This window comes from Nostoc sp., assembly GCF_036919815.1.
Lineage (GTDB): Bacteria > Cyanobacteriota > Cyanobacteriia > Cyanobacteriales > Nostocaceae > Nostoc.
Genome location: NZ_JBALCE010000092.1, coordinates 1 through 15049 on the forward strand (window position 1 = coordinate 1; position 15049 = coordinate 15049).

Here is a 15049-nt window from a genome sequence, read left to right on the forward strand (position 1 = left end):
AAATGTTTTTAACCTGCGGAGGCAGGTAAAGTCTCGTGTAGCCAAGCCAGTGCGTTGGGCGGCTTTGCCGACTTGAAGCACCTGGCGTGCGACTGAAAGTCGCCCGGTGAGTAATAAATTAGACTTTTCAAACAACCTCTCAGCTCGACTTTATCCAAAATTAATAACTTGGATCTCTTGTATCGGCAAAACCCTAGCTTTTTGGCAAAAACTTTTTCCATATCACTGATTTTAGGTGAAAACTAAAAAGTAAAACTACGGTCATACAAAGCTTTCAGCGTCAGCTTAAGCGTTGCCAAAAAATGGATAAAGTCGAGCTCAGAGCCAACTCACGGCGCGTTATATCTTTGTTCACGTTCCGGTTCTTAATCAAGAAAATTTGAGCGGAATACTTGCATATTTCGTATTAATTATTAACAAACTGGCACTTTCATAAATTTGTCGGCGTCTGTATGGTAAAGAAAATATTTAAATTTATGTTGCCATTGTTACTAAATTTTCTGCTTGGCCAAACAACTCCTGCCACACTACCACCTGAAGAAGTGGTGCAACCACAAGAAGTGCGTCCTTTACCAGGCCAATTGGATACAGTGCCAACATTTAACAGTAATAGTCCAGAGTTGGTATTGAAAGAAGGGATTTTACTCTCCACTTTTCCACCAGATGGTAAAAAAGTGCCAAGGGCACATTTGAATTTTCCCTTTCGGGGACGATTTGATATTTTTGCCCACCACATTACTAAGGCGGAACCACCAGAAAATTTGCGTAGGCGTAGCCCGTCGGAGACATCGCTCTATCTGGGGATAATTTTGCATAACCCTGGTTCTGAAGCAGTGAAAGTAAATATTTGGCAGGCGGCGAGTTATTTGAGTCAACCGGATGCACCATTTATTCAGTTACCATCTTTTAGTCAAAATCTTTTAGGTACAGTTTTTGCAGGTCCTGGCGATCGCGTCATGTCTGATGTGCTTAGGGGAGTGCGACAAAAGATTTTCCCTGCCCAAATTGAGATTCCACCAGGGCAAAGTCGGATGTTATTAAATTTGCCGATTCCTGTCCAGGGATTGACACCACCCTTAAATGGTCGGTCTACGTTAATGCGACTGTGGAGTAATGGCACTGTTTATGCAGCTAGCCTAGCCATGTTTGCACGGGTAAATCCCGATGGCAGTGAGCGATCGCCTACTTTAGAAGAGTGGCAGAATTTACTAGATAATGGTGATTTGGCTGGGCCACGGGATAAAGCGCCCACTCCCCTAGAGCAAACTGGCAAACCTATAACTTATGGGCGTGTTGCTGGAGTGGCTGGTGGTTCACTATGGAGAGCCTTATTAGTAGATAATCCTCAAGTAAGGTATCTAACTATTCCCCAGCCTGGTCAAGTGTTTTCCTACGCTCTGAGTACCCTGCATGGCGGTACATTAGGAACTGGTCAAATTCAAAGTGCGCCTATGCTGGTGCGCTATCCTGACACGGCATATCGCGCTCATGGCAATTATGGAATTCAATATAATCTGAAGTTGCCGCTATACAACAATACTCAAAGTCCTCAAAGTATTACTGTATCCATACAAACGCCACTCAAAGAGGAGCAGTTGGGAAAACCGGGGTTACGCTTTTTGAGTACACCAGCCCCTCAAGTATTCTTCCGAGGAACGGTGCGGGTACGTTACAAAGATGACCAAGGTCAGCCAAAAACAGAGTTTGTGCATTTAGTGCAAAGGAGAGGTCAACCAGGGGAACCGTTAGTTTTATTAAAGATGAAACCAGGCGATCGCTCCTTAGTAGAAGTAGACTTTCTCTATCCCCCAGATGCTACACCACCGCAAGTATTAACAGTGTCAACTCAAGCTGAATCTCGGTAATGAGTCATGGGTAATGGGTAATAGCTTTTCTCCAATTACCTGTTAGTAAAAAATAATTAAAGCCTGTTCTAAAGCTTTTCACCCCAAGTTTGTGTATTTAGGGTGAATACTTATTCCGCTCCATGCGTTGCAATAAAAATAGCAGATTTTAGCAGACAATAAAAGGACGGCATGGCAACCGATCAAAAAATCAATCAAGAAACTGAGTTAAATTCGCTTCAGCAGCTTGTTGGAACCCTGATCTTACTGGTAGAGGATGAGCCAGATATAGCAGATTTGCTCATCTTTATTTTAGAAACAGCAGGTGCAGAGGTGATGGCTTTAACCGATGCAGAAGCAGCCCTTGCTTTGGTAGAATCGCTTCATCCCGATATTCTGGTCTCTAATATAAAGTTGCCCCATCATGATGGAAATTGGTTAATTGAGCAAATTCGAGTGCATTCTACCCCATCTATAAGAGAGTTGCCCGCGATCGCTATCACTTCTTATACACGGGAGGTATCAAGTCATAAGGCTTTGAATGCTGGCTTTAATCGATTTCTAGTCAAGCTTGAGAGTCCAGAGGAAATCGTAGATGAGATTGTTCACCTGCTATCTACCGATCTTTAGATATAAATACCCGGTCTTCATCTGGTTTTTAACGTTGATTTTACCCCATGCGTTTGTAGGAGTACATAGCTTGGTGTGTACTCCTACAAACGACTCTACCTTGGAAACCATATAACCCTAAGTGGGTAGGGTGAGATGTTGGATATATTTGTTAATTTTATTGAAAACCTTTTCCTGGCTTTTTTTGCTCCTTACCCTTGGGCTTAGATTTGTTAACTTCTCCTAAAGCTTCTTGAAATAAGTTATGCAAATGTATCGGTACACTGGCAATGTCTGGTAATTCTGGCTCAATAGGTTTGTGGAATTCTTCCAAAAGTGCATCCAAGTCACTTTCAAGGTGAAACTGTGGACGTTGCAAAAGTGTTTGCAACACATTTTCTAATTGAGTTGGATACTGTTGTGCTAATCGATGCCAGATAAAAGCATTAATACTTTTATCTTCCAAGTAGTAGCGAACTAGTTTTTCAGCCCCTTGAACACTTTGCCAGTCCTCTGCCGATAAAATTGCTTGTACCTTACTATATGTTGGTAAAAACATTTGTCCCCAACGGGCATGAGAAAGAGCCGTTACCTGTTCTGCTTTCCTGAGTTCGGCAGGTAAATCAACCTTTGGCATAACCATTTTGCTATTGCCGCTTTTGCTGTTAAACATCTGAGAAACTACGTTTGAATCAGCACCAAATTCTTCTGCTGCTGCTTTGATTTCCTCATCTGTGATGCCAGCTGCTTCTGCTACTTCAGCCAAGGATTTGGAAGTATCAATTCCTGCTGCTGCAAAGTTTTTTTCAGTAATTACTTCTTGAAATTCCGCGATTTTTTTATTAAGCTGGTATCCAGGTAATGTGATTTCATCAGTGCCAAAAAAGTCCACAAACTGATGATGATATTGTCCTACTGACTGCCAAGCTTCTTCTAGCAAGTCGGGAGCATCGCTGTAAAGATTACTTTTATAGTTTTCTTTGAAATTACCAATTGCTACAGCAAGTTTTGGTTTACCTAATTTACCCATTATTGTGTAGGGGCCAGAAAACATCCAGTAGCTATCGGTAACAGGAGAAATGCGAGTTAGCAAGATTTCTCCTACTTTCAACCGAGATATTGCCTGTAATGTTTGAGTATTGTTTGGCTTGACGATGTAGGGTTTATCTGTCAACCAGTTCGTCAATTCAAAGGCATCATGTAGAATATTAGTTATGGCAAATAAGCCAATAAAACTATGATGCCAACTCTTGATCAGACTGCGATCGCTCTCTTCCAAATCTGGATGGCTGGCGATAAATAACTCTAATGGTGACTTATCACCGACTTTCCCTGCTGTCAAAAAGGTATCGATGATTAAGTTCTGCTGTGTACTATCCCCACTTCCCCGGCGCAACTGTGTTGCTGCATAAGTTTCCAGTGCTTGTGCAAGTTCGCCTTCAGCATCAAGGACAAAATCAACTAAAGCTTGTTTCAATTCGTGCGATCGTTCTAATATGACATCCACAAGTTAATCTCTCGGTGCAACAGATGTAGATTATAGCTTTTGATAGAATTGCAGCATATAGCAATAGCTAGATTTATGGAGATACACCCTAGCGGATTTAGCCGTGAAGCTTCTCTTAAACTAGATACAAGGCATTACACAAGGTCATTACAGATGGTTGCAATTCCAAATTCTAGCTATATTTCTCCAGAAGACTATCTCAAAGGAGAAGAAAGCAGTCCTATCAAGCATGAATATAGACAAGGACAGGTTTACGCAATGGCAGGAGCAAGTAATACCCATGTAATTATTAGCGGAAATCTGTTTGCTATGCTGAGAAATCATTTGCGCGGGAGTGATTGTCAGGCTTATATCTCAGACACCAAAGCACATATTGAGTCGATTAATATCTATTACTACCCCGATGTGATCGTAAGTTGTGACCAACGAGATAAAGCTTTTGATAACTTTCTGCGTTATCCTTGCTTAATTGTAGAAGTGCTATCTCCGACAACAGAAGCCTTTGACAGAGGTGATAAATTTGCTGACTACCGAAAGATGGAGTCACTTCAGGAATATGTACTTGTGAGTCAAACTCGGTTAAATGTTGAGTGTTTTCGCCGCAACCCAGAGAGACAATGGGTACTTTATCCATATAAACAAGAAGATATCATTCATCTGGCAAGTGTAGATTTTCGGTGTGCTGTTGCAGATTTCTATGAGGATGTTACTTTTGAATCGCCCTAATGACTGACTACTAGCTCGACAGCCAGAAACCAAAATGTTGAGGATTTAAAAATGTGTTTTTAACAAAATAAAAAGGCAAAAGAAGATTTTCTTTTGCCTTTTTACTTTTTACCTTTTAATAGAGACGCGTTAGCGTAGCGGGACGAAGTCCAATTTCAACTCTCTACTCCTCGTCGAAATCATCTTCCTCGTCTTCCTCTTCTTCCTCAAAATCCTCCTCGTCTGGTACTTCATCGGCGATTAATTCATCTTCTTCCTCTAAAATTGACCTTTCTGCACGTCTGCTACCAAAACCAGATTCTCCAAGAGTAGGAGAATCTAAATTATAGGTGCGAGCTGTGCGGTCATCTAAGACCATATCCAGGGGGTCATCAACTTCATCTAAGACACTAGTGCTAATCTCAGCAGCATAATCATCGATCGCACCGGGTTCATCATAGGTATTGTACCCAGTACCAGCCGGAATCAATCGCCCGATAATCACGTTTTCCTTTAATCCGCGCAGCCAGTCGGATTTGCCTTCGATAGCTGCTTCGGTAAGTACCCGTGTTGTCTCTTGGAAGGATGCGGCGGAAATAAAGCTGTCGGTGTTCAACGATGCTTTAGTGATCCCCAACAATACTGGGGTATACTGTGCCCTAGCACCGCCTGTAATTGCCATAGCTTCGTTCACCTGCTCAACTTGGCGCAGTTCTACCAATTCACCGGGAAGCATAGTGGTGTCACCACCATCATCAATCCTGACTTTGTTGGTCATCTGGCGAACAATTACTTCAATGTGCTTATCGGAAATATCAATCCCCTGAGATTGATACACCATTTGCACTTCATTCACCAAGAATGTCTGTACCTTCTGCAAAGCATGGCTAGCACAAGCATAGATTCCGTCTTCGGAACCCAGGCTAAAGAAGATTTCCAAAATTTCGTGGGGGTTGGATGGACCATCGGTCAACGGTTGTCCGGCTAATACAGTTGATCCATCTGGCACAATCAAATTTTGTCCTGGGCCTAGAGGATAATCTGTGACTACGCCATTTGATTCTACGACCTTGATGGCGATCGCTTCATCACCACCTTCTGCGTAAACTACCTTGATTTCGCCCGCCCGCCGACATAAAATGCACGCTTCTTTTGGTTTACGAGCTTCAAGCAGTTCCTCAATCCGGGGCAAACCTTGAATAATATCTCCGGTTTTGGCGCGTTCAAACACCAACAACACTAAGTTATCACCCCGTTGTACCAAATCGCTGTCTTCTATCTGCAACACAGCACCAGGGCTGACTCGATAAGGGCGACCGATGCGGGTAGTAATAGCATAGTTCTGAGTTTGAAGTGAGGAATTAGGAGCTTCGGAATTAACTCCTAACTCCTCACTCTTAACTCCTAACTTTTTAACATCCACAACTTTCCCTGATTCTGGGGCAAAAACTCCCGGAGCAATTTCTGTACCTTCTACTAGCAAGTCACCCACTTTCACCTTAGGCTGAGTACTAGTATTCATAATCAGCCTGTCAATGTCGCGCAACACCAAGCAGCGACGCACGTTTTCGGTTCCTTTTTGGACACCCCGCACTTCCCCCCCTTCTTTACACAAGATTTGAGTACGTGCGACCACAGAACCAGGGGAGATGGTTAACCCATCTTCTACCTCAAGTGTAGTCTCAGTGCTACCTTGGGTGGCATCGGCGGTAATGTCTCGACGAATTACCAAGGACTCCAAAATTACCAGTTGCAAACGTTGAACTTCTGGGTTTTCAACATCCTGTACTAATTCAATATCTGCTGCTAGAGGCGAAGCATTGTGGTCTTGTTCCCCTTCTTGCTCAATTTCCAGAACTAGCTGGGTTCGCAGCAGTTCCACACCTTCAACAGACTTAACACGTTCCGAATCTTTGTAAGGTAGTCGCTGCACAGCCCGCAATTGAATCGACCGCCCGGTTTGTTGACTTATCGATGTAGTTGATGGCACATCTGGATTATCCGGTACGGCAAACTCGACTACCGGACGACTCAACAGGGCGTGACCTTCTGGTGTCTCCACATACTGGATATAGCGTAATTCCGTGGCGACGCTGCCTTGGAATTCTTCACCTGGTTGGATGAAGGTGTTATCTCGCCCGATAACTGATTCTCGATCATCCACCATCAGCAGTTCCCCTGGCTTCACCACAACTTCCCGCAGGATGTCGTTTTTCTGGGTCACTTCTACCACACCGCTGTTTTGGCAGAAAATATCTTTTACTACCTCGGTGCCAGCTTCGACAAACTGACCATCTTCTACCAACAGCAAGGAGATATCTTTATTGACTTCGTGACTTTCTTCGGGAATCCACAAAAGTGTACCGCCCTGCACAACTTCATAACCCAGCTTGGCTTTGCCTTTTTTCTGAACTTCTACACCCGCGAATTTCAAAAATCCACCAGTGGTTGTGCGATAGCGGTCATCAATCAACTCAGCTACTACTTGACCATTTTGCACTTTTGTGCCTGGTGTCGCCCGGAGGTTAAATTCCTGGTTGTTGCCAGTAGAGACTAAGTAATTATTGCGACCTTGGGAACTTTGGACTGTTACTGTTGCCTGGTCTAAGACTACAGAAGCGGTGATAATCTCAATTTCTCTGGTACTCTTACCAGGGGTAGCTTCGGGTAAACGCACCACACCGCCGTGCAAAGTGGTTAACTTGGTTTCTGCTAAAACTCCATTAGAGGCGATCGCATCACCATTTTTGACAATCAATTCTGCCCCAGGCGGCAAGTTGTAAACTTCCCCAGACAAAATCCAAATCAAGCCACCGCGTGCGGCTGTGGTTGTGGTATTACCCTGACGGTCGGTTTTTTGTTCTGGAACTACATCGGCAAATTGCACTTCCCCTGCCAAGTCAGAGGCTACATCTTTAACTGCTTTTTCTGTATTAGTCCGAGTTGTCCGTCCACCGAGGGCAACCTCTGCCAACAACTGACCTTGTTTTACCTTATTTCCATCAAATACATATAGTGTTGAACCTTGAGTCAGATGAACCTCTTGGTTGTCTGGGGTAACATCACCTACTTTTGTTGGTTCCAAAAGCAGGATGCCATTAGCCTCAACATACAGGGCATCTTCCCCGTGGCGGGTACGATATGTTCTGGTCTTCAGTTTGCGGGGAAGCTTAACAGTTCCATCGATTTTAGAACGAACTTGTTGCGCCACTTCTCCAGTAAACACACCACCCGTGTGGAAAGTCCGCATGGTTAACTGCGTACCAGGTTCACCGATACTTTGAGCAGCAATAATCCCCACAGCTTCGCCCAAGTCCACCATTTTGGCGTGTGCCAAACTCCAGCCGTAGCAATGTTGACAGACAGAACGTGCAGCTTCACAAGTTAGGGGACTGCGCAGCACAACTTCTGCCACCCCAGATTTTTCAATTTTCTTCGCCAAGTCCTCAGAAACTGGGGAATTGCGTGGTGCAATTAGTTCTTTTGTCACCGGATGCACTACATCTTCGCCAATTACCCGTCCCATCAAGCGGGTTGCTAGAGGAATTAAGGTTTTCGCACCTTCTGTCATGGGTCCGACGGTAAGACCTCTGGTGGTACCGCAGTCAAATTCTCGAATAATCACATCCTGGGATACATCCACCAACCGGCGGGTGAGATAACCAGAGTCAGCCGTCCGCAAGGCAGTATCCACCAATCCTTTTCTGGCACCGTAAGACGAAATAATGTATTCGGTTACAGTTAGTCCTTCCCGGAAGTTAGTTTTGATGGGCAAATCAATAATTTCCCCTTGGGGATCTGCCATCAGTCCCCGCATCCCCACCAATTGCCGGACTTGGGAGATATTACCCCGTGCCCCGGAGAATGCCATCATGTATACGGAGTTCAGGGGATTAGTCTTCTTGAAGTGGACGACTACTTCATCTTTCAATGCTTCACTAGTACCGTTCCAGGTATCGATTACCTTTTGGAAGCGTTCTACTTCAGTGATTTCTCCGCGTTGGTAACGGATTTCAGTGGCGCGAATTTCTTCTTCGGCTGCTTCTAAGAGCAATCGTTTAGTTGGTGGCACCATCAAGTCATCTACACTGATGGAAACCCCTGCTTTGGTAGCGTAGCGAAATCCCAAATCTTTCAATTTGTCCGCCATCACTGCGGTTCGCGCCGTACCATAATTCGTAAAAGCCCAAGAAATTAAATTTCTCAGTTGACCTTTGTCAACCACGCGATTGCGAAAAATCATTTTTTCGTTAGTCATTAGTCATTAGTCCTGAGTCATTGGGAGTAGGGAATAGGGAATAGGGAGTAGGGAGTAGGGAATTCATCACCACTCCCCACTCACCACTCACCAACCCCTTAACTTGCTAGTGCTTCCTGAATGGCATTGTTGTAAATAACGCGACCAGGAGTTGTGTATATATACTGAGAAATTACATTGCCCTTAGCGTCTTGTCTGACTCGGCGGAACTTATAGAGTAATGTCCGGCTACCATCGTCGTTTTTTGTCACTTCCAGGGGTTCCGTATCCGGTTGGTCTGATTCTATTTCACCGTCAAACCGCACGTAAATATAGGCGTGCAAGTCAACTTGCTCTTGCTGGTAAGCCATAATTACGTCATCGAGCGAATAGAAGTACTTTCCTGCGCCTTTTGTCGCACCGGGATTTTCTGCTGTTAAGTAATAAGCCCCCAATACCATGTCTTGGCTGGGCGTAATGATGGGTTTCCCTGTGGCTGGCGACAAAATATTGTTAGAAGCCAACATCAACAACCGCGCTTCAGCCTGACTTTCTAACGACAGAGGGACGTGTACCGCCATTTGGTCGCCATCAAAGTCGGCGTTAAACGCTGGACACACCAGAGGATGCAGTTGAATCGCTCTACCTTCTACTAAAATCGGTTCAAAAGACTGAATACCCAAGCGGTGCAGTGTCGGTGCCCGATTTAGCATCACCGGGTGTCCTTCAATCACCTCTTCCAACACATCCCATACACTGGGGTCATTACGCGATATCAGCTTTTTCGCAGCTTTGATGTTATTCACCATACCGCTACGAATGAGACGGTTAATCACAAATGGTTGAAATAGCTCAATCGCCATTTCTCTAGGCAAACCACACTGGTGAATTTTCAGCTTTGGCCCGACGACAATTACAGAACGTCCAGAGTAATCAACCCGTTTACCTAACAAGTTTTGTCGAAAACGTCCTTGCTTACCCTCAATAATGTCGGACAAAGATTTTAGGGGTCGATTATTTGCCCCTACCACAGTGCGTCCCCGACGACCATTGTCAATCAAAGCATCCACTGCTTCTTGCAGCATCCGCTTTTCGTTCCGCACAATAATCTCTGGTGCCAAAATTTCTTGCAAGCGTGCTAAACGATTATTGCGGTTAATTACCCGTCGATACAAATCATTTAAATCGCTGGTGGCAAAGCGTCCGCCATCTAGTTGCACCATTGGGCGCAAGTCGGGGGGAATCACCGGAATAACTGCCATTACCATCCACTCTGGTTTGGAACCAGTAGCGATGAAGTTGTCAATCACCCGCAGCCGCTTAATTAGCTTGGCTCTCTTTTGTCCCTTGGCGTTGCCAATTTCTTCGCGTAGGCTTTCGGCTTCTTGCTCTAAATTAATATCGGCAAGCAAGCGCAACAGTGCTTCGGCACCAATACCTACCTCTACACCTTGCAGTTGAGAATCTTCGCTATAAATTTGGTCTTCTATTTCCAACCACTGGTCTTCACTCAGTAGCTGTTTGTAGCTTAAACTTTCGGCATTACCTGCACTCAAGACAACATAAGAGTTGAAATAGACAATCTGTTCGACATCCCGCAAGGGCATATCCAACAGGATGGAAATATAGCTAGGAATGCCTTTGAGATACCAGACGTGAGCTACTGGTGCAGCGAGTTTAATATAGCCCATGCGGTGGCGACGCACCCGTGACTCGGTAACTTCTACCCCACAGCGTTCACAGACAATACCTCTGTGACGAACTCTTTTATACTTCCCACAATGGCATTCCCAATCTTTCGCGGGGCCAAAGATGCGCTCACAAAATAAGCCATCCATCTCTGGCTTGAGAGTTCGGTAATTAATCGTTTCTGGCTTGGTAACTTCACCGACTACCTGACCATTGGGCAATGTTCTCTCGCCCCACTGTCGAATGCGTTCAGGGGAAGCCAAGCCGATTTTTACGTAGTCAAACTGATTAGTTTGGGCAGGTCTCATACTTAAATTCTGAGTTATGAGTTTTGAGTTTTGAGTATATTTAGTTTTAAGTTAGGAGTTAGGAGTTAGGAGTTATGAATTCTTAACTCCTAACTCTTAACTTAACTTCTCACTCCTCACCGGAGGCGGAGCGTCTCCGGCTCCGCTCTTTATTCGTCTTCTTCCAACGATTCGCGGGAAAGAGATTCATAGGTGGGTCGAGGAGGTGTGCGACGGGCTGATTGGTCTGCCATCAAATCGACTTCCACATCTAGAGAACTGCCGTCAGCTTGGGTTTCTACTTTGTGTACGGCAATATCTAACCCTAATGATTGCAACTCGCGCATTAGCACCTTAAAGGACTCTGGGGTTCCAGGTCGAGGAATTGCCTTACCTTTAACGATCGCATTTAACGCTTCATTCCTTCCTTGCATATCGTCAGATTTAACTGTGAGCAATTCCTGTAAGGTGTAAGCTGCACCAAAGGCTTCCAATGCCCACACTTCCATTTCCCCGAACCTCTGACCACCTTGTTGAGCTTTACCACCCAAGGGTTGCTGAGTCACCAGTGAGTATGGCCCTGTGGAACGGGCGTGTATCTTATCATCTACCAAATGCACCAGTTTCAGCATATAAGCCACACCGATAGTGATTGGTCGGTCAAAGGGTTCGCCTGTACGACCGTCATACACCATGATTTTGCCAGGGTCATCTGGGTTATACACCCAGTCTTTCCCTGTTTCATCTCGTGCTTCTTGCAATTTGCCATGTACGATTCGCCGGGATGACTCTTCACCGTACATTTCATCAAAGGGAGTAATCTTAAATCGCACTCCCAAGGTCTGACCAGCCCAACCCAAGAGGCACTCAAATACTTGTCCGACGTTCATCCGACTGGGTACGCCCAAGGGGTTGAGTACAATGTCCACTGGTGAACCATCGGGCAAATAAGGCATATCTTCTGCTGGCAATATCCGAGAAATAATCCCTTTATTACCGTGGCGTCCTGCCATTTTGTCACCAACTTGGATTTTGCGCTTTTGGGCAACATACACCCGGACTACCATATTGGCTCCTGGTGGTAGTTCATCGCCTTGTTCACGAGTAAACAAGCGCACATCAACTACACGACCTTTTTCACCATTTGGTACTCGCAGGGAATTGTCCCGCACATCCCGCGCTTTTTCACCGAAAATGGCACGCAACAGTTTTTCTTCTGGAGGTTGGTCAGATTCACCTTTCGGGGTGACTTTTCCTACCAAAATATCTCCAGCTTCTACCCATGCCCCAATGCGAATGATTCCCTGTTCATCCAACTGACGCAAAGCATCTTCCCCGACGTTGGGAATTTCTCTGGTGATTTCTTCTGGCCCCAGTTTCGTCTGTCTAGCTTCAATTTCATATTTTTCAATGTGAATTGAGGTGTAGACATCATCCTGCACCAATCTTTCAGAAATTAAAATTGCGTCTTCGTAGTTGTAGCCTTCCCAAGGCATATAAGCAACTACAATATTTTGCCCCAGCGCCAATTCACCGCCTTCGGTGGAGGAGCCATCAGCTAACACCTGACCAGCAACAACACGCTCACCAATGCGGACGAGGGGTTTCTGATTTAAACAGGTGTCTTGGTTTGAGCGTTGGTACTTGGAAAGGGTGTATTTAATTTCTGAAGTGTTAGCTTTTGGACGGACACGAATTTCTGTAGCATCCACATAAGTGACATCGCCATCGGTACGCGATACAACGACCATCCCAGAGTCTCTTGCTCCTTGCGCTTCCAAACCTGTACCCACCAGAGGGCGTTCTGGCTTGAGCAGGGGTACTGCTTGCCGTTGCATATTCGACCCCATCAGCGCTCGGTTAGCGTCATCATGCTCCAAGAAGGGAATCATGCTAGTCGCTACTGACACAATCTGTACGGGAGATACTGCTACGTAGTCAACTTGCTCTGGCGTTGTAGTAGCCCAATCTTGGCGATAGCGCACTGGCACTTGTGGGCCTTTAATATAGCCATTATCATCTAAGGGAATATCACCAGTAGCAGTACGCAGGTCGTCTTCTTCGTCGGCGGTCATATACACCGGATCTGCGTCAAATCGCACTCGTCCATTTTCTACCGGTCTAAATGGCGTTTCTAAGAAGCCATACTGGTTGACGCGGGCATGGGTTGCCAAGGAGCCAATCAAACCGGCGTTAGGCCCTTCTGGTGTCTCAATGGGGCAAATACGTCCGTAATGAGAAGGATGAATATCCCGGACAGCGAACCCGGCGCGTTCACGGGTTAAACCACCAGGGCCTAGGGCGCTCAGGCGGCGTTTGTGGGTCAGTTCTGCTAGGGGATTGGTTTGATCCATGAACTGACTTAACTGGCTGGAACCAAAGAATTCTTTGATTGCTGCTACCAGTGGTTTGGGGTTCACTAAGGAAGCAGGAGTCAGCACTTCGGCATCGGATACGGTCATCCGTTCCCGAATAATTCTTTCTAGGCGATTTAAGCCCACTCGCACTTGGTTTTGCAGCAATTCACCGACGCTTCTCACCCGACGGTTGCCTAAGTGGTCAATGTCATCGATATTACCAATATCATATTCTAGGTTGATCAGGTAATCCACGGCTGCCAAAATATCGCCAGCAGTCAGCACACGCATTGTGTCGGGGACAGAAAGGCGCAATTTCTTGTTGAGCTTGTACCGTCCAACGCGACCAAGGTCATAACGTTTGGGATCAAAGAAACGAGAGTCTAAAAGCTGTTGTCCGCCTAACACCGTGGGTGGTTCACCAGGACGCAGTTTGCGATATAACTCCATCAGGGCTTCTTCTTCAGAGAATTGCCCTTCTTTTTCGATGGTTTTTTGGAAATATTCTGGATGACGTAAGGCGTCAAAGATTTCGTTGTCTGATAAGCCTAAAGCTTTTAAGAGTACCTGCGCTGAGAGTTTGCGGGTTTTGTCGATGCGTACCCACACCAAATCGTTACGGTCTGTTTCAAATTTCAGCCATGCTCCCCGGTTGGGAATTAAGCTAGCTGAATAAGTACGTCGCCCGTTTTTGTCTATTTCTGATTTGTAGTAAACCCCTGGCGATCGCACTATTTGGTTGACAATTACCCGCTCGGCTCCGTTAATAATAAATGTGCCGCGATCGGTCATCAAAGGCAAATCCCCAATAAATACCTCTTGCTCTTTGATTTCCCCTGTTTCTTTGTTAATCAGGCGTGTGGGAACATACATTTGCACGGCATAAGTACTATCCCGGCGTTTGGCTTCTTCGACGTTGTACTTTGGCTCCTTAAGTTTGTAGTTATGACCCAAAAAGTGCAGTTCTAGTTTGCCCGTATAATCTGTGATCGGACTAAAGGAGTTAAGTTCTTCTATCAGCCCTTCTTCCAAAAACCAGCGAAAGCTTGATCGCTGGATTTCAATCAAGTCGGGCAACAGAAAGGCGGGTTCCATATATGTTTCTTTAGTCATGCCTCTACCTTTGTCAACTTGGTTAAATTTTCCTTTGGACACTGCTGTTTAACGCTTCCCACTCCTAGCCAGTGTCCTTAGCTATTTGGGAACTTTTTCTTACACACTTGCTATTTACAGGTGTGGTCAAACGCAGCGATTAAAGCTGGCTGGAATGAGCAATTTTGACAAGGAGTTAATTGCCCCTAATCGGTGACTCAGAAGCTAAAAACCTACTATAGTCTTGATTCAAGAAGAATATACAGTTGAGATATTCCTGAGTTTGATCTACTTTCCTCACTTCCCCTCCAAAAAGCGCGTTAATTTGCTGACGCCGCTCTACGGGTGTGTCTTAAATCCACCCCGCTGTTTATACTCTCAGTGATATCCTAGATATCCTCAGACTGAGGGAATGCTCCGTACCTTGTCGGATTGGAATCAGAATCACTTCATTTTGTTGAATTGTACTCACAAGGCAATTTTGTTTAACGATTTTGAATAGGTTCAATACACACCAAGCTGATGTTGTGCAAAAGTCTAGCTCAATTTGGATTGCCACGGTTAGTGATATGTGGGGAGCATCCGCTTGTAGAGATTTGGAGGATGGCCAAGCCGATAACAGCACGGAAAATTCGGATGAGAAGTTTTAGGTTCCTTCCTTTATTATTATGGCGCAAGCAAAATGTTTTTGAGGGAATAATATTAGCATATTTTTGTCCCCT

Annotated in this window: 8 protein-coding genes and 1 pseudogene; 5 read left to right on the plus strand and 4 right to left on the minus strand. The window is 45.2% G+C overall.

Going from position 1 to position 15049, the window contains the following annotated elements; genetic code table 11:
• Nucleotides 1–319: 319 nt before the first annotated feature.
• The 3 genes and pseudogenes from V7K15_RS21855 to V7K15_RS21865 form a co-directional block, all read left to right on the plus strand.
• Nucleotides 320–436, plus strand: a pseudogene (locus tag V7K15_RS21855) (peptidase C15); the annotation flags it as partial.
• Nucleotides 437–476: 40 nt separating this feature from the next.
• Nucleotides 477–1865, plus strand: coding sequence for a DUF3370 domain-containing protein (locus V7K15_RS21860; RefSeq protein WP_334908699.1), 1389 nt, complete (start codon nucleotides 477–479; stop codon nucleotides 1863–1865).
• 171 nt (nucleotides 1866–2036) lie between these two features.
• Nucleotides 2037–2474: a response regulator gene (locus V7K15_RS21865; protein ID WP_334908701.1), complete on the plus strand. Its 438-nt coding sequence runs from the start codon at nucleotides 2037–2039 to the stop codon at nucleotides 2472–2474.
• A gap of 157 nt (nucleotides 2475–2631) precedes the next feature.
• Here the strand turns inward: V7K15_RS21865 and V7K15_RS21870 are convergent, their stop codons facing one another.
• On the minus strand, nucleotides 2632–3960 hold the full coding sequence (locus tag V7K15_RS21870; RefSeq protein ID WP_334908703.1) for a hypothetical protein: 1329 nt from the start codon (nucleotides 3958–3960) through the stop codon (nucleotides 2632–2634).
• A 153-nt stretch (nucleotides 3961–4113) separates the two neighbouring features.
• On the opposite strand from V7K15_RS21870, the gene V7K15_RS21875 reads away from it, so the two are divergent.
• Entirely contained in the window at nucleotides 4114–4686 is a 573-nt protein-coding gene (locus V7K15_RS21875) for a Uma2 family endonuclease (RefSeq protein WP_334908705.1), read from the plus strand.
• A gap of 163 nt (nucleotides 4687–4849) precedes the next feature.
• On the opposite strand, the gene V7K15_RS21880 is transcribed toward V7K15_RS21875, so the two are convergent.
• The 3 genes from V7K15_RS21880 to rpoB form a co-directional block, all read right to left on the minus strand.
• Nucleotides 4850–8923 carry a DNA-directed RNA polymerase subunit beta'' gene (locus V7K15_RS21880; protein WP_334908707.1) on the minus strand — a complete coding sequence of 1358 codons (4074 nt, stop codon included), beginning with the start codon at nucleotides 8921–8923 and terminating at the stop codon, nucleotides 4850–4852.
• Nucleotides 8924–9021: 98 nt separating this feature from the next.
• Nucleotides 9022–10899 (minus strand): DNA-directed RNA polymerase subunit gamma, encoded by a 1878-nt coding sequence (locus V7K15_RS21885; protein WP_334908709.1) that lies wholly within the window; start codon nucleotides 10897–10899, stop codon nucleotides 9022–9024.
• Nucleotides 10900–11048: 149 nt separating this feature from the next.
• Nucleotides 11049–14348, minus strand: a complete 3300-nt coding sequence (rpoB, locus tag V7K15_RS21890; RefSeq protein ID WP_334908711.1) for a DNA-directed RNA polymerase subunit beta — start codon at nucleotides 14346–14348, stop codon at nucleotides 11049–11051.
• A gap of 473 nt (nucleotides 14349–14821) precedes the next feature.
• Between rpoB and V7K15_RS21895 the strand changes: the two genes are divergently transcribed.
• Nucleotides 14822–14977 (plus strand): hypothetical protein, encoded by a 156-nt coding sequence (locus tag V7K15_RS21895; RefSeq protein ID WP_334908713.1) that lies wholly within the window; start codon nucleotides 14822–14824, stop codon nucleotides 14975–14977.
• Nucleotides 14978–15049: the final 72 nt, after the last annotated feature.